The sequence below is a fragment of the Lihuaxuella thermophila genome, from assembly GCF_900110165.1.
Classification (GTDB): Bacteria; Bacillota; Bacilli; order Thermoactinomycetales; family Thermoactinomycetaceae; genus Lihuaxuella; species Lihuaxuella thermophila.
Genome location: NZ_FOCQ01000007.1, coordinates 32,540 through 51,049, shown reverse-complemented (window position 1 = coordinate 51,049; position 18,510 = coordinate 32,540). Strand labels below are relative to the sequence as shown.

General features: G+C 50.8%; 17 protein-coding genes and 1 pseudogene. All 18 read left to right on the top strand.

All coding sequences use genetic code 11. The features are described from left to right. The first annotated feature begins 17 nt into the window (after positions 1 to 17). The 18 genes and pseudogenes from BMW55_RS09135 (at position 18) to BMW55_RS09055 (ending at position 18,449) form a co-directional block, all read left to right on the top strand. Positions 18 to 1,025, top strand: a complete 1,008-nt coding sequence (locus tag BMW55_RS09135; RefSeq protein ID WP_089967719.1) for an ABC transporter permease — start codon at positions 18 to 20, stop codon at positions 1,023 to 1,025. A gap of 22 nt (positions 1,026 to 1,047) precedes the next feature. Beyond that, complete coding sequence (locus BMW55_RS09130) at positions 1,048 to 1,884, top strand: sugar phosphate isomerase/epimerase family protein (RefSeq protein WP_089967715.1); 837 nt, start codon at positions 1,048 to 1,050, stop codon at positions 1,882 to 1,884. Positions 1,885 to 1,947: 63 nt separating this feature from the next. Beyond that, the gene (gene iolD, locus BMW55_RS09125) at positions 1,948 to 3,882 is read left to right on the top strand and encodes a 3D-(3,5/4)-trihydroxycyclohexane-1,2-dione acylhydrolase (decyclizing) (RefSeq protein ID WP_089967712.1); all 1,935 of its coding nucleotides are present in this window, start codon (positions 1,948 to 1,950) and stop codon (positions 3,880 to 3,882) included. A gap of 19 nt (positions 3,883 to 3,901) precedes the next feature. Then, a complete protein-coding gene (gene iolE / locus BMW55_RS09120) occupies positions 3,902 to 4,867 on the top strand; it encodes a myo-inosose-2 dehydratase (protein WP_089967709.1) in 966 nt (321 codons plus the stop codon). Next, complete coding sequence (gene iolB, locus BMW55_RS09115; protein ID WP_089967706.1) at positions 4,860 to 5,684, top strand: 5-deoxy-glucuronate isomerase; 825 nt, start codon at positions 4,860 to 4,862, stop codon at positions 5,682 to 5,684. Before iolE ends, iolB begins: the two co-directional genes overlap by 8 nt. A 17-nt stretch (positions 5,685 to 5,701) precedes the next feature. Continuing rightward, positions 5,702 to 6,733 (top strand): 5-dehydro-2-deoxygluconokinase, encoded by a 1,032-nt coding sequence (gene iolC / locus BMW55_RS09110; protein WP_089968218.1) that lies wholly within the window; start codon positions 5,702 to 5,704, stop codon positions 6,731 to 6,733. 101 nt (positions 6,734 to 6,834) lie between these two features. Continuing rightward, the gene (locus BMW55_RS09105) at positions 6,835 to 8,292 is read left to right on the top strand and encodes a CoA-acylating methylmalonate-semialdehyde dehydrogenase (RefSeq protein ID WP_089968214.1); all 1,458 of its coding nucleotides are present in this window, start codon (positions 6,835 to 6,837) and stop codon (positions 8,290 to 8,292) included. Between the two features lie 188 nt (positions 8,293 to 8,480). Continuing rightward, on the top strand, positions 8,481 to 9,344 hold the full coding sequence (gene fba / locus BMW55_RS09100; RefSeq protein WP_089967703.1) for a class II fructose-1,6-bisphosphate aldolase: 864 nt from the start codon (positions 8,481 to 8,483) through the stop codon (positions 9,342 to 9,344). A gap of 84 nt (positions 9,345 to 9,428) precedes the next feature. Continuing rightward, the gene (locus tag BMW55_RS09095; RefSeq protein WP_342027753.1) at positions 9,429 to 10,574 is read left to right on the top strand and encodes an MFS transporter; all 1,146 of its coding nucleotides are present in this window, start codon (positions 9,429 to 9,431) and stop codon (positions 10,572 to 10,574) included. A gap of 321 nt (positions 10,575 to 10,895) precedes the next feature. Next, positions 10,896 to 11,666 carry an SDR family oxidoreductase gene (locus BMW55_RS09090; RefSeq protein WP_089967697.1) on the top strand — a complete coding sequence of 257 codons (771 nt, stop codon included), beginning with the start codon at positions 10,896 to 10,898 and terminating at the stop codon, positions 11,664 to 11,666. Beyond that, on the top strand, positions 11,663 to 12,529 hold the full coding sequence (locus BMW55_RS09085; protein ID WP_089968211.1) for an energy-coupling factor transporter ATPase: 867 nt from the start codon (positions 11,663 to 11,665) through the stop codon (positions 12,527 to 12,529). Before BMW55_RS09090 ends, BMW55_RS09085 begins: the two co-directional genes overlap by 4 nt. Continuing rightward, positions 12,526 to 12,979 (top strand): annotated as a pseudogene (locus tag BMW55_RS19685) (ATP-binding cassette domain-containing protein); the annotation flags it as partial. The gene BMW55_RS09085 and the pseudogene BMW55_RS19685, both read left to right, overlap by 4 nt. Beyond that, positions 12,953 to 13,381, top strand: a complete 429-nt coding sequence (locus tag BMW55_RS19680) for an AAA family ATPase (protein WP_244527526.1) — start codon at positions 12,953 to 12,955, stop codon at positions 13,379 to 13,381. The pseudogene BMW55_RS19685 and the gene BMW55_RS19680, both read left to right, overlap by 27 nt. 8 nt (positions 13,382 to 13,389) lie before the next feature. Next, positions 13,390 to 14,229 (top strand): energy-coupling factor transporter transmembrane component T family protein, encoded by an 840-nt coding sequence (locus tag BMW55_RS09075; RefSeq protein WP_244527510.1) that lies wholly within the window; start codon positions 13,390 to 13,392, stop codon positions 14,227 to 14,229. Between the two features lie 98 nt (positions 14,230 to 14,327). Beyond that, entirely contained in the window at positions 14,328 to 14,885 is a 558-nt protein-coding gene (locus BMW55_RS09070) for an ECF transporter S component (RefSeq protein WP_089967694.1), read from the top strand. A 1-nt stretch (position 14,886) separates the two neighbouring features. After that, the gene (locus tag BMW55_RS09065; protein ID WP_089967691.1) at positions 14,887 to 15,855 is read left to right on the top strand and encodes a P1 family peptidase; all 969 of its coding nucleotides are present in this window, start codon (positions 14,887 to 14,889) and stop codon (positions 15,853 to 15,855) included. Between the two features lie 131 nt (positions 15,856 to 15,986). Then, positions 15,987 to 17,207 carry a M20 family metallopeptidase gene (locus BMW55_RS09060; RefSeq protein WP_170839839.1) on the top strand — a complete coding sequence of 407 codons (1,221 nt, stop codon included), beginning with the start codon at positions 15,987 to 15,989 and terminating at the stop codon, positions 17,205 to 17,207. Between the two features lie 261 nt (positions 17,208 to 17,468). Further along, the gene (locus BMW55_RS09055) at positions 17,469 to 18,449 is read left to right on the top strand and encodes a 2-hydroxyacid dehydrogenase (protein WP_089968200.1); all 981 of its coding nucleotides are present in this window, start codon (positions 17,469 to 17,471) and stop codon (positions 18,447 to 18,449) included. Positions 18,450 to 18,510 lie beyond the last annotated feature (61 nt).

The window sequence follows — 18,510 nt, the reverse complement described above, 5'->3', positions numbered from 1 at the left end:
CTGAGGAGGACTGAAGCATGAAGAGTCAAGAAAATGTCGCAAATCATCCTGCGATGCTCGGCGACCGTGTCAAGCGTGCCGGCTGGAAAGAGAAGTTGTCTCATCTGTTCAGCCGTTACGGAATCTTTCTCATCTTTATCGGCATGGTTGTTCTGATGTCCTTTCTTTCACCTGCATTCCTGAATGTCTATAACTTGATGAACGTCGTGCGCCAAATTTCCTTTATCGGAATCGTCGCGATGGGTGTAACAATGGTCATTATTACGACGGGAATCGATCTGTCCTCGGGTTCGGTGATTGCATTAGTCTCCGTGGTCGCTGCCAGTTTTGCCCATCCCGGAGAGTATCCGTTGATCGTCCCGATTGCGATCGGCCTCGCCATTGGTGTACTTGCCGGCTGTATTAACGGTACCATTTCGGCGAAGGGGAATATCCCTCCATTTATCGCCACGTTGGGGATGATGACGGCTGCCAGAGGGTTGGCCTTGCTATATAGTGATGGAAGACCGATTGGAAATTTGTCGGATTCGTTTTCATTTCTCGGAAGAGGAGAAATATTGGGGATCCCGTTTCCGATTATTGTGTTTCTGATCATGGGAATTATCTCGCATTTGCTCTTGAGCAAGACCAAATTTGGAAAATATACGTATGCGATCGGAGGCAATGAGCAGGCCGCCAGAATTTGCGGGATTAATGTAGATCGTTACAAAATTCTGATTTATACCTATGCCGGTTTATTGTCCGCCATTGCCGGCCTGATGCTAACTGCCAGAGTAAGTGCGGGTCAGCCCAGTATGGGACAAATGTATGAGTTGGATGCGATCGCTGCCGCAGTCATCGGCGGAACCAGCTTATCCGGCGGAATCGGCACCATTCCGGGCACGATGATCGGTGCATTGATCATCGGCGTGCTCAACAATGGACTGGATCTGTTGAATGTATCCTCCTACTGGCAGCAAATCTTAAAAGGAGCGATTATCGTCGCCGCTGTTCTTCTCGATTCCCGGAAACAAAAAAAATCCTAAAGTGAAGAGGTTCTGATTTTTTATGAAAATATCATTTAATCAAGCGACAACGATGAAATCCTCCACTCTTAAGAAGGATCTGGAACTGTGTGAGAAGCACGGATACGACTTCATTGAAATCAGATTGGATAAGCTGAAGGAGTATTTAACAGAAAATACGGCACAAGATCTGAAAGCTTTTTTTGAAAATAACAGAATCAAGCCATACGCTTTCAACGCGTTAGAATTTATCACTTTCAGGGATGAAGCCGGATATCGGCAAATTCAAGAGGAATTAAAATTTCTTTGCCGGATCGGCGAAGTGATTGATTGTAAAAAAGTCATTGTTGTCCCGACCTTTGACATCGGAGACTACACTCAGGCGCAGATCAAAGAGGAAACGGTAAGGGTTTTACATGAGCTGATGGAACTGGCACAACCCTTTGACATGAAATTGTCGTTGGAATTTTGCGGTTATCCCAACTGTTCGGTCAATACATTTGGCCAAGCCTATGAAATTGTAGAAGAAGTGAACAGCGATCATGTAGGGATCGTGCTGGATTGCTTTCACTTCCACGCCATGAACTCAAATATTCAAGACCTCAAGAACGCGGACCCAAACAAAATTTTCGTGTTTCACATCGATGACTGTGAAGATCTGCCTCCCGGAGCATTACGGGATCATCACAGAGTATGGCCCGGACATGGAGCGGTTGATCTGGATGGCATCTTAGGCACATTGAAGGAGATTGGTTATGAGGACATGGCATCGATCGAATTATTCAGACCGGAATATTGGGAATGGGATGTCGATCGGGTGATTCGGGTAGCCAAAGAGACGACCGAGAATGTGGTCGGCAAATATTTTGAACGAGGGTAGAGTCTCTTTTGTTACGTCTCGTGTGAAGCGCTTAACCCCAATAGTAAGGTGGGAAATGAACGAATGAAAACCATCAGGTTAACAACGGCTCAAGCATTGGTTAAATTCTTGAATCAGCAATATGTTGAGTTTGACGGAGTTGAGCAGAAGTTTGTCAAAGGAATTTTCACCATCTTCGGCCATGGGAATGTTCTGGGATTGGGGCAGGCACTGGAAGAAGATCCGGGAGAACTTGAAGTTTATCAGGGCCGGAATGAACAGGGAATGGCGCATGCAGCCGTGGCATTCGCGAAACAAAAGCACCGCAAGCAGATCATGGCCTGCACCTCCTCTGTCGGGCCCGGGGCAGCCAATATGGTAACGGCCGCGGCGACGGCTTCCGCCAATAACATCCCGGTTTTGTTGCTGCCCGGCGATACGTTTGCCACACGACAACCGGACCCGGTTCTTCAGCAGATCGAGCATGTCCATGACTTAACCGTGACAACCAATGATGCGTTCCGAGCGGTCAGCAAGTATTGGGATCGCATCAACCGGCCGGAACAATTGATGACGGCCATGATCAACGCGATGCGTGTTCTCACCCACCCGGCTGATACCGGAGCCGTCACCATCGCCCTTCCGCAAGATGTGCAAGGAGAAGTATATGACTTCCCCGAGTATTTCTTCCAAAAACGAGTCCACCGGATTGAACGCCGCGTTCCCACCCATTCGGATCTGAAAGATGCGGTGGAGTTGATCAAAAGAAAGAAAAAGCCGGTCATCATCTGCGGCGGGGGTGTCCGTTACTCCGAAGCGGCCGACGCATTAAAGCGGTTTGCCGAGAAGTTCAACATTCCCTATGGGGAGACCCAGGCCGGAAAAAGTGCAATCGAAAGCTCCCATGCCTATAATCTGGGAGGAATCGGGGTCACCGGCAATCTGGCTGCCAACCGGATCGCCAAAGAAGCCGACCTTGTCATTGGCGTCGGCACGAGATATTCCGACTTTACAACGGGATCCAAGCAACTCTTCGAAAACCCTGATGTGAATTTCTTAACCATCAACGTCTCCGAATACCACGCCTATAAGCTGGATGCGGCAAAGATTGTGGCAGACGCCAAACTGGCTCTTCTCGCGCTGGAGAAGGAGCTGGAATCGATCGGTTACCGTTCAGGATATACCCATGAAATTAGAGCAGCCAAAGAGGCGTGGCAAGCCGAGTTGAACCGGCTCCACCAAATCCGCTACAAGGATGAAGGATTTAAACCCGAAGTGGCCGGCCAACTGGATGAAGTACTGCCCGAATTTGCTGAAACCTATCAATCATGCCTGACCCAAACCGAAGTGATCGGGGAAGTGAATCGACTGATCGATGAAGATGCCATTATCGTCGGGGCATCGGGAAGCCTTCCCGGAGATCTGCAACGAATGTGGGAGTCCCGCCGCCCGAACACATACCATATGGAATACGGGTACTCCTGCATGGGATACGAAATATCCGGGGCGCTTGGCATTAAAATGGCTGAACCGGACAAAGAAGTTTATGCCATGACGGGGGACGGAAGCTACTTAATGCTGCATTCCGAACTCGTCACCAGTATCCAGGAAGGTAAAAAAATCAATGTGCTGCTCTTTGATAACGCAGGGTTCGGGTGCATCAACAATTTGCAAATGGGAAACGGGATGGGCAGCTTCGGAACAGAGTTCCGCTATCGAAATCCGGAAACGGGCCGGTTGGACGGAAGCTTCATGAAGATCGATTTTGCACAAAGCGCAGCCGGATATGGCGTGAAAACATACAGCGTAAGAACCTTGGAAGAATTGCGGGCAGCCATCCGGGACGCCAAAAAGCAAACGGTCTCTACGTTGATCGATATCAAAGTTCTTCCCAAAACGATGACGGACGGTTATGAATCCTGGTGGCATGTCGGCATTGCGGGTGTTTCGAAGAATCCCAAGGTCAATCAAGCCTATCAGAATAAAGAAAACAGCCTGAAGAGAGCGAGAAAATACTAATCGCAAAGAGGTGCGGAACATGTCAGTGAATCAGACAGAGACCCGTCATTTCCGGATCGGAATCGCCCCGATCAGCTGGGTCAATGATGATATCCCCGGTCTCGGCGACCACTATACTCAGGATCAGGTTTTATCCGAAATGTCCTCGCTCGGATATGTTTCCACCGAAATGGGACGCCTGTTCATGCAAGACCCTCCGAGCCTGAAAGCCAAATTGGACGAGTACGGGATACAGCTGGCGAGCAAATTTGTGGGAACCTTGTTTTCTGATGCAACTCGTTTGGATGAGGAACTTCAATCCTTTCACGAATGGGTTAACTATCTGCGCGAAATGGGATGCAAGCATGTGATTGTATGCGAAATGGGAGGTTCGATGCATTGGGATCCCCGTCGTTCCCAGGAAGAAATGACTGTCCAAAAGCTGACGGACAGCGAATGGAAATCACTGGTGAACGGGCTGCACCGGGCAGCCAAGCTGTGCCGGGAAAACGGAATGGAGCTGGTTTATCACTTCCATGCCGGTACGGTCGTCGAAACGCGGGAAGAGATTGACCGCTTGATGGAGTTGACCGACCCTGATCTGGTTCACCTGCTGTACGATACGGGGCATGCCCTCTACGGGGGGTATGATCCGCTGGAACTGCTCACGAAATATTATGACCGGATCCAATACGTTCATTTAAAAAATGTCCGGCACGATGTTTTGGAGTACGTCAGAAAGGAAAATCTCGATTTCCGAACGGCGGTATTGAAAGGATTGTTTACCGTCCCCGGGGATCCACAGGGATGCATTGATTTTAAACCCATCTTCAAAGAACTGATTGAAAGAGGCTATGACGGCTGGTGGATCGTAGAGGCCGAACAGGACCCTGCCATCGCCGATCCTTACAAATATGCGAAGATGGCCAAAGAATATATTGAGGCTACCGTCATGTCCATCCAGTCTGCGAATCAAACATCAGGGAGGCGGGAGAACCGTGAGTGATTTGATCATCCCGAGCCACACACCGGATGAAGAAGGCAAGGTGTTAAGCATTTCCCCGGAATCGGCCGGTTGGAAGTATGTGGGGTTTGAAGTTTATGCTTTGCAGAAAGGAAAGACCCTGAAAAAGGAAACGGGTGACCGGGAAGTTTGTATCGTCCTGTTGACAGGCAAAGCTCATCTCAGCACCAAAACGGAAAAATGGGAAAACATTGGCGAGCGAATGGATGTTTTTGAAAAAATTCCGCCTTATTCCGTCTATGTGCCGCCTGGAGATTTCTATGAAGTAGAGGCCGTGACGGATCTGGAATTGGCGGTATGCCTGGCTCCGGGAAAGGGAACGCATCCTGCCCGATTGATTGCCCCGGAAGACGTCGGGGTGGAGATGAGAGGAGCCGGAAATATTGAAAGAAAGATTCATAACATCCTTCCTGAACAAAAACCGGCCGACAGCCTGCTGGTGGTAGAAGTGTTTACGCCCGAAGGCAACTGGTCCAGTTATCCTCCTCACAAACACGATCAAGATCGCCTGCCCGAAGAGTCTTATTTAGAGGAAACGTATTATCACAAAGTGCATCCCGGACACGGGTTTGCCGTGCAACGAGTTTACACCGACGACCGTTCCCTGGATGAAACGCTGATCGTCAGAAACGGCGATGCGGTACTGGTGCCCAAAGGTTACCACCCGGTTGCGGCCCCGCCCGGATATGAAATCTACTACTTGAACGTCATGGCCGGACCGGTCCGTACGTGGAAGTTTCGCAATGATCCGGATCATGAATGGGTGATGGAGAGGAAACTGGCAGCAAAGCAGTTGTGAAAGGAAGGATCAACCCGATGAATCTATTAAATTTTGACAGCCGCAAACCGATGGATTTTATCGCCATCGGACGTCTGTGTATCGATTTGAATGCCAATGAAATCAACCGCCCCATGGAAGAATCGGTCACCTTCACCAAATATGTGGGGGGATCGCCCGCCAATATTGCGATCGGGATGTCCAGATTAGGGTTGAAAACAGGGTTTATCGGACGGGTGGCGGATGATCAGATGGGCAGGTTTATCCTGAATTACCTGAAAAAAAATCAGATTGATACATCCAATGTCATTACCGACCAATCGGGAAGTGTAACAGGACTTGCGTTCACGGAAATCAAAAGCCCGACCGATTGCAGCATTCTTTTGTACAGGGATAATGTAGCCGACTTAAAGCTGGAACCCGGGGATATCAGCGAAGAATATATCAAAAACGCCAAAACGCTTTTGATTTCGGGAACCGCCCTGGCGAAAAGCCCTTCCCGGGAAGCTGTCTTTTTAGCTCTCGATTATGCCCGGAAGCATGATGTGGTCGTCTTCTTCGATCTCGACTACAGACCTTACACGTGGACATCACCGGAGGAGACGGCGGTGTATTACAACCTGGCGGCCGAGAAGTGCGATGTCATCATCGGCACGAGGGAAGAATTCGATATGATGGAGCGCTTCGAACAGAATCCCAACCATGATGATTCGTTTACCGCCCAAAAGTGGTTTGCCTATCATGCCAAAATTGTAGTGATCAAACACGGGAAAAACGGTTCCATCGCTTACACCAAACGGGGAGAAAGCTTTGAGGGAACGGTTTTTCCGGCCAAGGTGATCAAAACATTCGGTGCCGGGGATTCCTATGCCGCAGGCTTTATCTACGGACTGATGCAGGGATGGGACATTCCCAGGTCGATGGAATACGGTGCGGCAGCCGCTTCGATTGTGATTTCCAGCCATAGCTGCTCGGAGGCCATGCCGACTGCCGGCCAAATCGACAACTATATCCAAAAGTGCAAAAACGGGGAATTAACCGTTGAATTTGCCGACACAACCCGGGAATGAATGTACTCTTAAGTCAGAAATGTGAAAGGCCATGGAGAACTGAGATGGTGTCCCGCATCATTTACAACAGGTATAAATCCAACCGGAGAGGAGTTATCATCATGTCGACAACGACTGTACAAACCCTTAAAAACTTTATCGGTGGCGAGTGGGTGGCATCCACTTCCGGCAAAACCGAAGTGGTTCCCAATCCGGCAACCGGGGAAACCCTGGCTCATGTGCCGATCTCCAGCCGCGAGGACCTGGATCGTGCGGTGGAGGCAGCGAAGGAAGCGTTTCAAACGTGGCGCAAAACGCCGGTTCCGCGCAGAGCACGCATTCTGTTCAAATATCAGCAATTGCTGGTGGCGCACTGGGAAGAACTTGCCCGTCTCGTCACTCTTGAGAACGGGAAAAGTTACGGAGAGGCTTACGGTGAAGTGCAACGGGGGATCGAGTGTGTCGAGTTTGCTGCGGGGGCTCCTTCCTTAATGATGGGAAAACAGTTGCCCGATATCGCCACAAATATAGAATCCGGAATGTACCGTTATCCGGTGGGCGTGGTGGGAGGAATCACGCCGTTCAACTTCCCGATGATGGTTCCCTGCTGGATGTTCCCTCTCGCTATTGCCTGTGGAAATACGTTCGTACTGAAGCCGTCTGAACGGACTCCGCTGCTCGCCAACCGCCTCGCTGAACTGTTTAAGGAAGCCGGGCTGCCGGACGGGGTATTCAATATTGTTCATGGTGCCCGCGATGTGGTCAACGGATTGTTGGAACATCCGGATGTGAAAGCCATTTCCTTTGTGGGATCGCAGCCGGTCGGCGAATATGTGTATAAAACGGCTGCCGCCCATGGCAAACGGGTTCAAGCGTTAACTGGGGCCAAAAATCATTCCATCGTGATGCCGGATGCTGATTTGGACTTGGCCGCTCAACAAATTATCACGGCTGCTTTCGGTTCCGCCGGGGAGCGGTGCATGGCTGCTTCCGTCGTTGTTGCGGTGGGGGATGTGGCCGAGCCGCTCATCGAAAAGTTGGTCAAAGCTGCCGATGAAATCAAGATCGGGAACGGATTGGACGAAGGGGTATTCCTCGGCCCGGTCATTCGCGATGCCCATAAGGAAAGAACGATTAAATACATCGAAGCGGGTGAAAAAGAAGGAGCCCGGCTGGTCCGAGACGGACGTAAAGATGAAGCGGCCGGGCAGACAGGCTATTTTGTCGGACCTACGATTTTCGATCATGTGACTACCGAGATGACCATCTGGAAAGATGAAATTTTCGCTCCGGTCCTGTCGATTGTCCGTGTCCACACACTGGATGAGGCGATTGAAGTAGCCAATAAGTCCCCGTTTGCAAACGGGGCCTGCATTTATACGCAAGACGGAAGCAATGTTCGCAAATTCCGTGAAGAGATCGATGCCGGTATGTTGGGCGTGAACCTCGGCGTACCTGCACCGATGGCCTTCTTCCCCTTTTCCGGATGGAAAAACTCCTTCTATGGAGATCTCCATGCCAATGGTATGGATGGGGTGGAATTTTATACGAGAAAGAAAATGGTTACCGCTCGCTGGTAAAAAAGCCGGGGTACCAAGCGTCCATTTGGTACCCCGGACGCTTGCACAGGGAGAAATGGAAAAATCTTGGCAAGATGCAGATGACATCGTTGGAGCAGGTGTTGAACAAGACCGCACGGATGCAACGATGCAAACATTGGCAACCCGCCGTGATATTTTAACTCTTTGAACGGGAGGTCCGTTGGATCATGCCATTGGTTTCCCTTAAGGAAATGTTGAACAAAGCGTTGCAGGAAAAATACGCCGTAGGTCATTTCAATATCAATAACCTGGAGTTCACACAAGCCATTTTGCAAGCGGCGCAAGAAGAGCATGCTCCCGTTATTCTCGCTGTAAGCCCGGGCTATATCGGTTATTTGGGAGGGCTAAAACTGGCAGCGTCGATGGTAAAGGCACTTGTGGAGGAATATCAAATCACCGTTCCGGTCGCTCTTCATCTGGATCATGGTTTGTCGCTCGAACAGTGTTTGCAGGCGATTTATGCCGGTTTTACTTCGGTGATGATCGATGCGTCACATGATCCGTTAGAGATCAATATTGCCAAAACGAAGAAAGTGGTGGAAGCGGCCCATGCTTTGGGAGTTTCAGTGGAAGCCGAGTTGGGCCGGATCGGTGGACAGGAAGATGATTTAATTGTCGATGAAACCGATGCGTTCTACGCGATTCCTGAAGAGTGCGGGCGGCTGGTCCGGGAAACGGGTGTCGATTGTTTGGCTCCCGCTTTGGGTTCCGTGCACGGACCGTATAAAGGGGAACCAAAACTCCACTTTTCCCGCATGGAGGAAATTCATAAATTAACCGGCGTACCACTTGTATTGCACGGCGGAACAGGCATTCCGACCCATGACATACAGAGGGCCATCTCTCTGGGCACAGCCAAAATCAATGTAAACACGGAAAATCAACTGGCCTGTACTACAACCATTCGCAGAGTACTGGAGGAGGACGGAAAATTATACGATCCCCGCAAATACCTGGGGGCAGCCAGAGAGGCAGTCAAGGATACAGTGAAAAGAAAGATGCGGGAATTCGGCTGTTCCGGAAAAGCTTAACGCACAAGGACGAAAAATACGGGGAATCAACAGGGAGGTAGTCATTTGAGAGCCCCTGCTTCTCCCGGAAACAGATTTATTTTCATGATTGTTTCGTTTATGTTATGGTTTCCCCATTTTATTTACTTGCCCATATTATCTCCGTATATTGAATGGTTGGGAGGCGAGTATACATTTACCGGCCTTGTTTTGGGCAGTTACGGGCTGATGCAATTCTTGTTTCGTCTCCCCGTCGGAATCTGTTCGGATCTTATAAAATCAAGAAGGCCCTTCATTATATTCGGGATGTTCACCAGTGCGTTCAGTTGTCTGGCATTTGCGCTGACTGACAGTTTGGGATGGGTGCTTCTGGCCCGGTCTCTTGCCGGGATTGCCGTAGCGACATGGGTTGTTTTCACCGTTTTATTTTCAAGTTATTTTGCGGATCAGGAAGTTCATCGCGCGATGAGCGGCATTCAATTTGTTGTTGTCTTGGCACAATTATTAGGCATGTGCTTAAGTGGTTATCTCGTTGAGCAATGGGGCTGGCATGCTCCCTTCTGGGCGGGCGGGATCATCGGTTTGATCGGCGTGGTCCTCTCTTTTTTGATTGATGAGCCCAAAGAGGGCATCGGGCGGCAACCGGTGCCATTCAAAGCGCTGATCTCAGTCATGAAAGAGCCCGTTCTTTTGAAGGTTTCTCTCCTATCTGTGATCGCGCACAGTATGATTTTTACGACTATGTTTGGCTTCCTGCCTTCCTATGCATTAAAGCTCGGGTTGAGAGCAAGCGACCTGAGTCTCATTGTGCTTTTCTTTATGATTCCCCATGCATTCGCCACCCTGTTTATAGGGAAGATCTTTGTTCCGGTCTTTGGTAAATGGAATTCTTTGATGATCGCTTTTTTGCTCAGTGCATTTTTTACGCTGGTAACCCCGTTCATTGATACAAAAGGTTGGCTGTGTCTCATTCTAGGCTTGAACGGATTTTTCCAAGGACTGCTTTTTCCGCCGCTGCTCGGAATGGCTATCGAAACTATTCCACATGAAAAAAGGGCCACAGCCATGGGGATTTATCAGGCGCTGTATGCGATCGGCATGTTCGCCGGCCCCTTCCTTGCAGGAGTGTTGAATTCAGCTATGGGTTTGACGGCAGGGTTTTATTTTGCAGGCACTTTGGGACTGATGGCAACTGTATTGATTATCTTTTGGAATAAAAAGGAGAGCGCTTATCAGGCGTTCAGAGGTTAGGATGACACAAAGGGAGCGGGAAAAAACTCCTTGCCCAGCAGATCGTGGGACGGGCGGAGGAGTTTTTTCCCGCACAAGTGCTAAGCATGATAGCGAATGGTTGAGTATGATCGAATTATTACATTATCGATGATTTAAGTCCCAAAACTTCATATGTCTTTAGATAGAATTTTTAGTATATTAATAGTATATTATATATATAGAAAATACACACAAGAACAGAATTGTTGGTGAGAGAGCGGCCAAAAAAAGGAATCGGACAAGAAAGCCTTCACTGCGCTGTCAAAGAGCTGACAACTGATGAGATGGTGGTGATCATTCATGACTCCCGGATTGTTGCAAGGTAAAACCGCGATTGTCACAGGTGCCGGCTCCGGAATGGGAAAGGCGGCGGCCAGGCTTTTCGCTCAGCAGGGGGCAAATGTGGTGCTGGCTGATCTGAATGAGCAAGCTGCAGAGCAAGCCGCTGTGGAGTTAAACCGGCAGCAGGCTCTTGTGATCCGCACAGATGTAACGGACGATGATAGTGTGAAAGAGATGGTGAGTGAAACACTGGAAACCTTCGGCCACGTGGACGTCCTGGTCAATAGTGCGGGAGTAGCCCAGGTTTTCACTCCTGTGGAGCAGCTGAGCCCGGAGCAGTGGGACAAAATCATGAATGTGAATGCCAAATCGGTTTTTTTGACATCGAGGCATGTGGTTCCGTTCATGAAAAAAAGAATGAGAGGAACGATTATCAACATTGCCTCTATCGCCGGAGTGCGGGCCAGACCGGGATTAAATGCCTATTGCGCTTCCAAAGGGGCGGTCATCTTATTCACCAAAGCGCTGGCTTTGGAATTGGCTCCCTATCAAATCCGGGTGAATGCCATCAATCCGGGTCCGGCCGAAACTCCCATGCTTGGGCAATTTCTCTCAGGGGATGCGGGCCAGGCGGAAGAGCAAAAGAGAAAGATCTTTTTGGAATCCGTTCCCTTAAGACGATTGATTCAACCGGAGGAGATTGCCCAGGCTGCTCTTTATCTGGCTTCCGATCTGGCGAAGAGCGTGACCGGCGAGATCATGAATGTGGACGGGGGAAGGGGAATCTGATGAAGCAGCCTTTGATCCGGGCAGAGAGCGTTTCGTTTGACTATGTTGTGAATAGAAATGATGTGATTCCCGTTCTCCGTGATGTTTCGTTTTCCATTTACCCCGGAGAATATGTGGCGATTATCGGACATAACGGATCGGGGAAGTCAACCCTGGCCAAGCATTTAAACGGTATCCTGAAACCAATTGCAGGAAATGTCTTTGTAAACGGGCTGAACACGAAAGAAGATAAATATCGACGATCGATCCGGCAACAGGTGGGGATGGTGTTTCAACACCCTGACAATCAAATTGTAGCCACGATTGTAGAAGACGATGTCGCTTTCGGTCTCGAGAACATCGGGGTTCCCGGTGAGGAAATGAAGGAAAGAATCGATTTTGCTTTGGATGCGGTAGGGATGAGCACATACCGGAACCGTCCTCCCCATCACTTGTCGGGAGGGCAAAAACAGCGGATTGCCATTGCGGGAATCATAGCCATGAGACCGCAATGCCTGGTGCTCGATGAAGCGACCGGCATGCTGGATGCTTACGGCCGGAGAGATATTCTGCGGGTGGTGCGGAAGCTTCATCGGGAGGGAATGACCATTGTGACTGTTACTCACCATATGTCGGAAGCAGCGGAAGCGGATCGGGTTCTTGTGATTGAGAGCGGGCGGATCGTCATGGAAGGAACCCCCCGCGAGATCTTTCAACAGCAGGAAATGCTTCACCAACTCCAACTGGATGTTCCGGAGGCCAGCCGGATGGCCAGACTGATTCATGATCAAGTCCCTGCATTTCAATCCGGGTTGATCTCGCAGCAAGAAATGATTGATGAGGTGAGGCGGTTGTCGGGAATCAGAGGGGCGGATGCCGGATGAGCGCAGGGCCTGTTTTAGAAGTGATCGACCTCAAACATACTTACATGAAAAAAACGCCGTTGGAGCATCAGGCTCTCTCCGGTGTCAACATGAACGTACATGAAGGGGAATGCGTGGCGATCATCGGGCATACCGGATCGGGAAAATCCACACTGATCCAGCACTTTAACGGATTGTTGCGTCCTCAACAGGGAAAAGTGCTGGTGGACGGGCAGGACTTGTCCGACCCTCGTCTGAATCTCCAAATTTTGCGGAGAAAGGTGGGGCTTGTCTTTCAAAATCCGGAGGATCAGATTTTCGAGAAGCTGATCGGGGATGATGTGGCTTACGGGCCGCTGAAAATGGGGCTCCCGTTAAAAGAGGTCCGTGATCGGGTCAAGTGGGCGATGGAATGGGTCGGTCTGGACTCGTCCCGCTTTTGCCCTGAGCGGGGGTCAAAAGCGGAAAGTCGCTCTGGCGGGAATCCTCGCATTGCAGCCCCAAATACTCGTCCTGGATGAACCGACTGCCGGGTTGGATCCACGCTCCCGGAAAGACTTATTGGACCGCATTCAGTGGCTGAAGCAAACGGAAAAAATGACGGTGATTTTTGTTTCCCACAACATGGAAGAAGTCGCTTATTTGTCCGACAGGATCTACGTGCTGGCCGGTGGCAAAAGTGTGGCGCACGGTACTCCCCGGGAGATCTTCGGTAACCGGGAAATTCTTTTTAAACACCGGATCGGCACACCGGAAACCGTCGAAATTCTGTACCGGCTGCAAGAGCTGGGCTACCCGGTAGACGTGACAGCCTTTGAGACAGAAGCGGCAGCTGCCGAGATTGTATCCATCTTACAACCGTCAGGGAGGTGAACCTCCGAGTGGCTGCACATGAATTTGAATTGACACGAAATATTACCATCGGTCAGTATTTGCCGACGGGATCGTTTATTCATCGCATCGATCCCCGGATCAAGATCGTGGCATTTACCGTTCTGGTGGCAGCCATTGCCGTTTGTGATACCTATGCGGGAAATATCATCGCGCTCAGCTTCGTATGCCTTTTATTCCGGCTGTCACGGATCCCCGTCGGCTACGGATTGTCCGGGGTGAAGCCAGCCATGCCCTTTATTGTCATCCTGGCGGTTCTGCAGCTTTTATTCTACGGGGAAGTCGCATCCGGCGGAACCGTCTATCTCAAATACGGCGTCATCATCATCACGAGTGAGAGCATTCGGCTTGTCATTGTTTCCGCTTTGCGGTTTATCGAGATTATTTTTGTCAGCAGTGTGTTAACCTTAAGCACCTCCACCACCCAGCTGACGCACGGGATGGCGAGCCTCCTCAAACCGCTAAAACATGTGAAATTCCCGGTCCATGAACTCTCTTTGATCATCACGATTGCCATCCGGTTTGTGCCGACCTTTGCGATGGAAATGGAAAAAATGATGAAAGCGCAGGCTTCCAGAGGCGCGCAATTTGGACAGAGTGCCTGGTGGAAAATCGTTGAGCGCACCAAAGACATGTTTCCGCTCATTATCCCGCTGTTTCATGTGGCGATGAACCGGGCGGAAGATTTGGTGCTGGCGATGGAAGCGCGCTGTTATACACCCGGCGGGGAAAGAACGAGCTACAGGAAATTGCGGGCCAGGCCGGGAGATTATCTGGTTCTTCTTTTCTGTCTTCTTTTTTCTCTCTTTTTGATTTGGTTTCCATATTGAGAAATAAAAGCTTTGCGACCTTTATGCCTGGGATGTCAGGAATCGCGAACTAAAGGTGAAATGCGTGACCGGCTTTATTTCGAAGAGGGGGATGATTCATGGAAAAAGGCTTAACTGTGCGTAAGATTGTCATTGCCGGGGTTTTGGGGGCGGTGGCCATTTTGCTCGGCGTGACCCGGTTGGGGTTTATTCCGGTGCCAACTGCTGCGGGAAATGCCACCATTATGCATGTTCCGGCCGTCATCGGGGGAATCGTGCAAGGCCCGGTGGTCGGACTGATCATCGGTTTGATCTTTGGTGTATCGTCATTTCTGAACGCCACCATTCCCCTGTTCAAAGATCCGCTGGTAGCGATTCTGCCGCGATTGTTCATCGGGGTGACGGCGTATTTGACGTATGCCGGCTTCAAGCGGGTGAGCGAATTTGCGGCAATCGGAGTGGCCGGTTTTGTGGGATCCATTACCAATACGATCCTTGTCTTAACCATGGCCGTCATCAGAGGGTATCTGGCACCGGGAGTCGCCGTGACGGTGGCGGTGACCAACGGGCTTCCGGAAGCGGTTGTATCTGTGATTGTCACACTTGCGGTGGTTGTATCATGGAAGAAGTTAGGGAATGCGGGCAAGAAAAAATCGAAAATTTCAGGTGATTTTTAACATGAATCGATTCAACAATATTACGGATGTTCCCGGAATTAAAGTCGGGAATGCGGAAGATCGCCATGCGTTCACCGGCTGTACTGTAGTTCTGGCCGAAGAAGGAGCTGTCTGCGGTGCAGATGTCCGGGGTTCAGCTCCGGGCACCAGGGAGACGGATTTGTTAAATCCGTTGAATCTGGTCGACCGGGTTCATGCGATTTGTCTCTCCGGTGGCAGTGCGTACGGGCTCGATGCGGCGAGCGGAGTGATGCAATATTTGGAGGAACGGGGGCATGGACTGCATGTGGGCGTGGGTGTGGTTCCAATTGTCCCTGCTGCTGTCTTGTTTGATTTATCTGTCGGAAATCCCAAGGTGCGCCCGGACAAGCAAATGGGCTATCAGGCCGCAAGCAGAGCGGAGCGGGGCCGGTTCCCGTTTGGAAACGTGGGGGCCGGTTGCGGTGCAACGATTGGAAAAGCGGCCGGATATCAGCGGGCCATGAAAGGGGGACTGGGTTCTGCATCCCGGCATTATTCCAACGGATTAATCGTCGGGGCCATTGTGGCTGTGAATGCGATGGGAGAAATTCGTGATCCTTCGACGGGGCAAATCCTGGCAGGAGCAAGGGATGATGACGGAAAGATCCGCAGCAGCCTGGACTGGATGGCGGAACAGCCTTTGAACCCTTTATCCGGGGGGACCAATACGACCATCGGAGCCGTTGCCAGCAACGCCAACCTGACCAAGGCACAAGCATGCAAAGTAGCTTCCATGGCTCATGACGGGTTAGCCAGAACGATTTATCCGGTGCACACGATGTATGACGGGGATACCCTGTTTGCTTTAGCGACTGGGGGAGTGAACGCTTCCGTCGATCTGGTGGGTGCCGCAAGTGCTGAGGTGATGGCGGAAGCCGTTCTGGCGGCGGTCCGTTCCGCGGAGGGGATTGACGGTTTTCCCTCGTACCGTGACTTGTTTCATAATTAAACAGATATGACTATAATCGGGCAAATTTCAAGGAGAGCCGTGTGAGCAACCGTTCATATGCGGGAACCCGGAAGCTTCCCGTTCCGGCTTGCCGGCAACAGACGCACAGATAAAAAAAGGAGGCGTGGGGAATGCGCTCGGCTGTGGATTCGGTTCTTCCTTTTATCGATGAAAAAGAAGTGGTGGAACTAACCAGAAAACTGGTTCAGATTCAGAGTGTGTATCGTCCGGGAACTGAGGACGGAAACGAAGAAAATGCGGCCCGATTTGTCGAAAATTACCTTCGGAAAATGGGGCTGGAGGTGCACTATGAGGAAGTCGTCCCCGGCCGTCCCAATGTCATCGCCATCTATGATTCCGGCCGCCCGGGAAAAACGTTATTATTTGAAGCCCATACCGATGTCGTCACCGAAGGAGACCGGAAAGCCTGGACATATGACCCGTTTGGGGCGGAAATCGCTGACGGGAAGATTTACGGACGGGGTTCCTGTGATACAAAAGGAAACCTCGCTGCAGCGATTGCCGCGGTACATGCCATCAAAAAATCGGGGGTTTCTTTCCCGGGAAAAATCATGCTTTGCATCCCTTGTGATGAAGAGGGAATGATGATTGGAATTAAAGATTTTATCCGGCGCGGCTGGGCTGAAGGGGTAGATGGAGCGATCATTTGCGAACCGGAGGAGAACCAGTTATGTATTACACAAAAAGGCGCGATGCGGGTGATAATAAAAACATATGGAAAAATGGCTCATGGCGCCATGCCGCTGACCGGAATCAATCCCAACACACGGATGGCCAGAATCATTGTGGAGCTGGAGAAACAGGAGCAGAGGGAAAAAGAGCGGGTCGGGAAGCACCCGTTTCTCGGCTGGCCCAGCATTACTCCCACGATTGTGCGGGGGCCGGTCAGGGGTGAGCCGCAACTAAATGTGATCCCGGACCAATGCATGGTCGCCCTCGATATCCGAACCGTGCCGGGACAAGACCATGCAGAGCTGCGAAAGCAAATGGAAGAAATCATCGAACGATTGGGCCAAGCAGATCCCCATTTTAAGGCGACGCTGGAAGTGATCGAAGAACGCCCCTGGACCGAGACGGATCCAAATAGCGAGATTGTGGTCGCCGTTGCCGAAGCTTATCGGGAGATTACGGGTAAGGCGCCCGTTTATAACGGAGTTCCCGGAGCCACGGACGGCACGTTCTTGCATCTGGCAGGCGTCCCGATCATTACCACAGGGGCGGGAGATCGCCACATTCCTCATCATGTGGATGAATATGTGGAAATCGATGAATTATTGGAGACGGTGAAAATCTATGCCCTCTCGGCGCTGAAATTCCTGGGTTCAGCCTAGTTTTGGAGCGCGGAGGACGCTCCTTTTCGGTCTGCTGTTTTTTACAAATCGATTGAAGGTGATGTGATCCGTACGAAACTTTTGCTACTATTAGTTAATACATTTTTCGTTTCCCGATTGGGGACATGTCAAATCGGGAAATGGATGAAACCCGTTCGATATGTTCCCGGTGGCATTTTGAAAGTGAGACGTCAGGACTCAAGCGACCATTACCCAGATGAAATAAGAGAAAAAATACCATAAAAGTGGAAGGGGATGCCTGTGAAACCAAACGTGTACATCACCCGAAAAATTCCGGAACCGGCGTTAGCCAGGCTCAGAGAAGCCTGTGACATCTCCATGTGGGAGGAGGAAGATATCCCTGTACCGCGCGAGATATTGGAACGGGAAATTACGAAAGCGGACGGGCTTTTCTGCTTGTTAACCGAAACGATTGACGAAGCTCTGTTGGAAAAAGCGGAGAAACTGCGGGTGATCAGCCAAATGGCGGTCGGTTACAACAATATTGACGTCCATGCCGCCAGTCGCCGGGGAATTGTGGTGACCCATACGCCCGGCGTGCTCACCGAGACAACCGCCGATCTCACATTTGCCCTGTTGCTCGCAACGGCCCGGCGCCTCGTGGAAGCCGAACATTTTTTACGCCGGGGAGAATGGAAAACCTGGTCCCCGATGTTGCTCACCGGGCGGGATGTATTTGGAGCGACGCTCGGGATCATCGGGCTGGGCAGAATCGGCGAGGCTGTCGCCAGAAGGGCAAAAGGGTTTGACATGAAGGTCCTGTATTACAACCGCAACCGCAAACCAGAGGCTGAGAAATCACTGGGTGTGATATACACAGATCTGGACAGCCTGCTCCAAGAGTCCGACTTCGTTTGTGTTTTAACCCCGTATACTCCCCAAACCAGGGATTTAATCGGTGAACGGGAGCTGGCTTTAATGAAGGATACAGCCGTCCTGATCAATACAGCCCGCGGGGGGATCGTCAACGAAGCCGCGCTGTACAGCGCATTGAAAAACGGACGGATTTGGGCTGCCGGATTAGACGTCTTTGAACAGGAGCCGGTCTCTCCTGACCATCCGCTTCTCTCCCTGCCCAATGTGGTCGCCTTGCCTCATATTGGCAGCGCCAGCGTTCAAACCAGGATAAAAATGGCGATGATGGCCGCCAACCACCTGCTTCAGGCCCTGCGCGGACAAGTTCCGGACTACGTGGTTCATCCGGACGCAATCAAGAAGTGATTCATGGACGACAAAATTTTATTCGAAAAATTTTCTACATAGGTTGATAAGGAAACCCATG